Source organism: Thalassolituus sp. UBA2009 (assembly GCF_002335285.1).
Taxonomy (GTDB): domain Bacteria; phylum Pseudomonadota; class Gammaproteobacteria; order Pseudomonadales; family Oceanobacteraceae; genus Venatoribacter; species Venatoribacter alkanivorans.
Genome location: NZ_DDCJ01000152.1, coordinates 388 through 5,535, shown reverse-complemented (window position 1 = coordinate 5,535; position 5,148 = coordinate 388). Strand labels below are relative to the sequence as shown.

Sequence of the window (5,148 nt, the reverse complement as noted above, 5' to 3'; positions counted from 1 at the left end):
GACTGCCGCTTTGACGTGATGTCGGGCAGCGGCCAGCCGGTGCAGTTTGAGTGGCTGCAGAATGTGTTTGGCTGACCCCGTATAGCAACAGACAGCACCCGCCTCAGAACTGCCAGGCCGCCGCCAGACGCACAGTGCGCGGTTCGATCACATGGTAATGAATATCCTCCTGCTCGCTGCTTTCACCCGCCAGACGCGAGGCGTACCAGTAATCAATATCGTGATCATGGCTGTCGAACAGGTTCAGCACATCGGCACTGAATACCCAGTTGTGCAGGCTGTAGCCGCTGCGCAGGTTCACCACCGTGGTTGGCTCAGACATCACCGAGCCATCTTCCACCAGCGGCCGCTCACCAAAGTAGCGCAGGCGCAGACTGCCGAACCAGCCCGCGCCGCGCTGGCTGCTGATACCCGCCTGCACGACATTTTTAACGGCACCGGGAATCTCATTACCGTCGGCCGAATTGCCACGTAATTCTGCCTTGGTCCAGGCGTATTCCAGATCCATATTCCAGCGCTCGTTCAGCTGATAATAGAGCGTCATTTCCAGCCCTTTACGCCGTGAAGCACGGCTGGCTTCGGTGTTACCTGCATCGCCGACAAACAACAATTCACTGTCGAGATCCAGCTGCCACAGCGCCAGCGAGGTACTCAGACGCCCGGCCATAACACCGCGCACACCGACCTCATAGCCCATCGAATCCACCAGCGGATCAACCGCCTCCACGGCACTGCCATCGGCCGGATCAACCTGAATGGTGATGCCACGGGCGTCGTTGGAATGCAGTCCCTGCCCCGCCGCCAGATAGCTTTCCCAGTCGCGGTTCAGGGCCACAATCACGCTGCCTTTTAACGCAATATTGTCATCGCTGGCCTTACCGCTGTTGGCACTCAGATCGACGCCGTTTTTGTTGCTGCTAACCCGGCTTTGCACATCAAAGCGGTAGTCGTCGTAGCGCACGCCCAGCACGGTACGCACGCGCTCATTCCAGAACAGGGTATTTTCGGCGTAGAGGCCGGTGCTGAGTTCGCCTACACGGTCACTGCGGACAGTTCCGATACGCTGACGTTCTTTACTGTGATACAGACCGACTTCGCCAATATCGTCATAACGCAGGTCGGCGCCGATACGGTTGCTCATCGCCAGACCGGCTATATCTGAGTGCCAGAGGTAACTGAGCTGACCACCGTAAATCCAGCGCTTATCGACCTGCTCAAACTGGTCGCCGTTGACGGTATCGTCGAGGTAATAGGTAAAGTCCGACCACAGATTCATGTCGTAACGGATGGCATAAGCCGAAGCCTGAATACCGTCGCGTTGCCAGATGGCATTCAGGCTGTAGCGGCTGGATTCACCGCCCACGCTGTCGTTCAGCGAACCCAGCTCGTCGATCAGGCCGCTGTCGACCGCACGCTGCGGAATCTGGTCGGCGCTGTTCCACTGGTTGTCGTAGCCCATAAAGGACAGACTCAGCTTGCCACCAGCCAGTGCGCGGCGATGCTTGAGCAGCACACTGGTTTTATCCAGATCTTCGCGGATATCACTCCAGGGGCCATCGTAGGTATTGCGCTCCAGCGCATACACCCAGTCGCCCCGGGCATTGCTCAGACTGTCGAGCAGCAGCGCCCGGCGATACTGATCTTCGCCCAGACTCAGCTGCGCCAGCCCCTGAGCAAAAGTATCGGCGGTCTGCAGGGTGGCACTGCCCGCACCGCTGAAATCACCGACATCGGCGTAGTAACTGCCCTTCTGATAACTCAGCGAGCCAATGCTTTCCGGAATAATAAAATTAAGATCGGTATAACCCTGACCGTGGCCGTGGGTGCGCATATTGACCGGCATACCATCAACAAAGGTGGCGAAATCGGTGCCGTGATCGAGATTAAAGCCACGCAGAAAATACTGGTTCGCTTTGCCGCTGCCGCTGTGCTGGGTGACGACTAAGCCGGGCACCAGCTCCAGTACTTCACCGGTGCGCAATAACGGCCTGCTGTTAATTTCTTCACCACTGACATAGCCCTGCGAGGCTGACATAGCCTCACCCAGCAGTTTTTCTCTGGCGGTCACGATCTGGTTATCCAGTTTGGCTGCCCTTTGATTTACTGCTGTATTTTCTGCTGCAGCAGCGCTTTTTACTGTACCGTCGTTTTCCGCCGCCTGTACTGTCTGTGTCAGTGCAAGCACAGGTAACCCCAATAGCAAAAGACCTGCGGGCTGAAATTTCATCTTTATCCTCATTGTCCACTTAAGCGGCGTAAGGCGGCTTTCAACAATTGCCGCCACCGGTCCTGTTAACGAAAATATCATCATCTGCTGACGAACTTATCAGCCGCAGCGAATACCGATAACACCTCGGTGTTAACCATCTGCGGCAGGTAAACAATGCGAATAACTGACGCGCACAAGCCGCGCCGGAACCTGTGCCCTCAAAAGAAAGAAACGGCCAAACGACTCATGAACCGCAGCACCGATTTAACCCGCTGGCTGAAACTGCCGGCCGCCCGCTCACGCACCCCCGCACTGGGAAAGCGTGAACTGGCCATTCTGGAAGTGCTCTGGCAACAGGGGGCACTGTCGGTGCAGCAGGTGCATGCCAGCCTGCAGGAAGACATTTCGCTGAATACCGTGCAAAGCACACTGGAGCGTTTGCACCGCAAAGACCTGCTGCAGCGCCGTAAAGAAAGCCGGGCGTTTTTTTACAGTGCTGTGCTGCAGAAGCAGGCGCTGATCAGCAATCTGCTGCACGATATTGCCGCCGACCTCAGTGGCGGCGATATGGCGCCGATGCTGTCGGGCTTTATCGATTATTTAGCGGATGTGGCACCGGCCATGGGAGATCGTCTGCATCAGGCTCTGAATGACGAGCCTGACAGCTGCGGCACAGGCCACAACAGCCGCAGCGCAAACAATGACTCCTGCATTGACCATGATTCCTGAGCTGGCCGATATTCTTCTGGCCAGTGCGTTTAGCCTGACGGCGTCATCGGTGTTGGTGGCCCTGTTGTTGCCGCTGCTGCAAAAAACACTGCGCAACAGCCGCCCACAGCAGCAGTCCCGCCTGCTGATGCTGTACGCCCTGCTGCCCTGGGTCGTGACTTTCTGGGTGGTGTTTCTGCTGATGAATCCGGGACTGACCGGCGCCCTGCACAGCGCCCATTGCCATGGGCAGCTGTGTGGCCCCCATGTGCCGGATGTCAGTTCCTCATCGCTGACCGGAGCCGTACTGGCAGGCGTTGTCAGCGCTCTGCTGCTGTTTGCATTATTGCTGTTCAATCATCAGTTGCGGCGCGGACGTCAGCGTCTGGCCAGTGTGGATCTGCTCAGCACAGCAGGTAACCCGTCCGGTAACAGCAGCGCAGCTCCAGACTTCCGCCTGATTCATTCGCAGTTACCTCTGGCCTGGTGTGCAGGGCTCTGGCGCCCACGGATCTATCTGTCCAGTGCGCTACAACAACAGCTGACGCCACAGCAGTCGGCCATGGTGCTGTTGCATGAACATTGCCACCTTCTGCGGCGCGATAACCTGCGTAAGTTCCTGCTGCACTGGGCCTGCCTGCTGTGGCTGCCAAAGGCACGCAAAGCCCTGCAAGAACAGTTTGCGCTGAACTGTGAATTACAGTGCGACGCCTATGTCACCAGCCAGGGTTATGCACCTGAGGAACTGGCCACACTGCTGCAGCAACTGCAGCCGCAGACCGATATGGCGACCCAGGCCAGTGGCGTGCGTATACAGGCGCTGCTGCCGGAGAAACAGATAACCACTTGCAGCAGTGCCGATGGCTGGTTGCTGCTGGTGTTGCTGCTTTGCGCTCAGGTGGCGCTTTTCAGCCACTGGCTGCATCCGCTTCTGGATACATTATTTCTCTGAGAATCACTGTTATTTGGTTTTGTCTCATGGCTCATTTATGATGGCCCATCTGTTACTCCCGGAGCGTTATTGTGCAGGATAGGATCATCGGCCATTTTGGCGCCAGTATCGAAACCAAAACCCACGCAGCAGAAGAGCTGCCACCTTATATTGAGCGCGCGGCGCAGATTATGGTGAATGCCCTGCTCAGCGGCGGGAAAATTCTTACCTGTGGTAACGGCGGCTCTGCCGGCGATGCCCAGCACTTTTCTTCCGAACTGCTGAACCGCTTTGAGCGTGAGCGTCCGAGTCTGCCGGCCATTGCTCTGACCACCGACTCATCGACCGTGACCTCAATCGCCAACGATTACAGCTATAACGAGATTTTCTCCAAGCAGATCCGTGCTCTGGGCAATGCCGGCGACGTATTGCTGGCCATTTCCACCAGCGGTAACTCCGCCAACGTGGTGCAGGCCATTCAGGCCGCCCACGAGCGCGATATGACGGTAGTTGCCTTAACCGGTAAAGACGGTGGCCATATGGCGTCACTTCTTACCCGTGACGATGTTGAGGTGCGGGTACCGGCCAATATAACGGCGCGGATTCAGGAAGTTCACCTGCTGGTGATTCACTGCCTGTGCGACCTGATTGACTGCTCACTGTTCGGCGAAGAATAACCCTACACAGCATTCTGGCTGCGACAAACGCGGCGCATAAAAAAACGGCCCGGACATTCACATGCCCGGGCCGTTTTTTTATTGCTTACACCTGTGCCGCTATCAGGGAATCAGATGACTGAAGTCCAACATCAGGGTCTGCACATCACCCGAATAGCGGGTTGCCTGTAAAGCAATACTGATATTGTTGGGCAGCTGATAACTGGCACCGGCCTGCAGGCTCAGCTGGATTTCGCTATCCAGATCCGCGTTAAAGCCCGCTGCCACATCAACGTCAATCTGCGAGGCTCCCGCTCCCAGCATCCAGCGCCACTGCCCCTGCAGTGGCTGGCTGTATTGCGCCAGCAGGCTGTGCAGTGTGTATTCGATAGCGGCGCTGTTAACCTCAGCAGAACCCGGAATATTGTACTGATAGCGAACCTGCCAGGCATCGTTCAGCTGCAGGCCGGCGGCAAAATGCCCGGCCAGCCCGCCGTCGTCGGTGACTTTATTATTGCCGTGTACTTCCGGGCTAAGCCAGCTATAGCCCACGCCCCAGGCCAGCAGCCAGTGCATATCATCCACCGCCAATTCACTGGCCGGCTGCGTGCTGTTGGCCTGTGATAGCGGCGCCCAGAGCATGC

At 57.1% G+C, this 5,148-nt stretch carries 5 protein-coding genes; 3 read left to right on the top strand and 2 right to left on the bottom strand.

Annotated features, from left to right (window positions below):
- Positions 1–103: 103 nt before the first annotated feature.
- Positions 104–2,227 carry a TonB-dependent receptor gene (locus tag B3P58_RS18935; protein ID WP_286719763.1) on the bottom strand — a complete coding sequence of 708 codons (2,124 nt, stop codon included), beginning with the start codon at positions 2,225–2,227 and terminating at the stop codon, positions 104–106.
- Positions 2,228–2,455: 228 nt separating this feature from the next.
- On the opposite strand from B3P58_RS18935, the gene B3P58_RS18930 reads away from it, so the two are divergent.
- The 3 genes from B3P58_RS18930 (at position 2,456) to B3P58_RS18920 (ending at position 4,525) form a co-directional block, all read left to right on the top strand.
- Positions 2,456–2,938, top strand: a complete 483-nt coding sequence (locus tag B3P58_RS18930; RefSeq protein WP_230331817.1) for a BlaI/MecI/CopY family transcriptional regulator — start codon at positions 2,456–2,458, stop codon at positions 2,936–2,938.
- A complete protein-coding gene (locus tag B3P58_RS18925; RefSeq protein ID WP_286719760.1) occupies positions 2,910–3,869 on the top strand; it encodes a M56 family metallopeptidase in 960 nt (319 codons plus the stop codon). The genes B3P58_RS18930 and B3P58_RS18925 overlap by 29 nt, the downstream gene beginning before the upstream one ends.
- A gap of 68 nt (positions 3,870–3,937) precedes the next feature.
- Positions 3,938–4,525, top strand: a complete 588-nt coding sequence (locus B3P58_RS18920; protein ID WP_371736692.1) for a phosphoheptose isomerase — start codon at positions 3,938–3,940, stop codon at positions 4,523–4,525.
- Positions 4,526–4,627: 102 nt separating this feature from the next.
- On the opposite strand, the gene B3P58_RS18915 is transcribed toward B3P58_RS18920, so the two are convergent.
- Positions 4,628–5,148, bottom strand: a 521-nt coding sequence (locus B3P58_RS18915; RefSeq protein ID WP_286719758.1) for an outer membrane beta-barrel protein, incomplete at its 5' end; no start/stop codon positions are given.

What these genes read in the sequence shown, in the direction of transcription:
- B3P58_RS18935 (WP_286719763.1), bottom strand. Translation starts at nt 2,227, where the DNA reads ATGAAATTTCAGCCCGCAGGTCTTTTGCTATTGGGGTTACCTGTGCTT.
- B3P58_RS18930 (WP_230331817.1), top strand. Translation starts at nt 2,456, where the DNA reads ATGAACCGCAGCACCGATTTAACCCGCTGGCTGAAACTGCCGGCCGCC.
- B3P58_RS18925 (WP_286719760.1), top strand. Translation starts at nt 2,910, where the DNA reads ATGACTCCTGCATTGACCATGATTCCTGAGCTGGCCGATATTCTTCTG.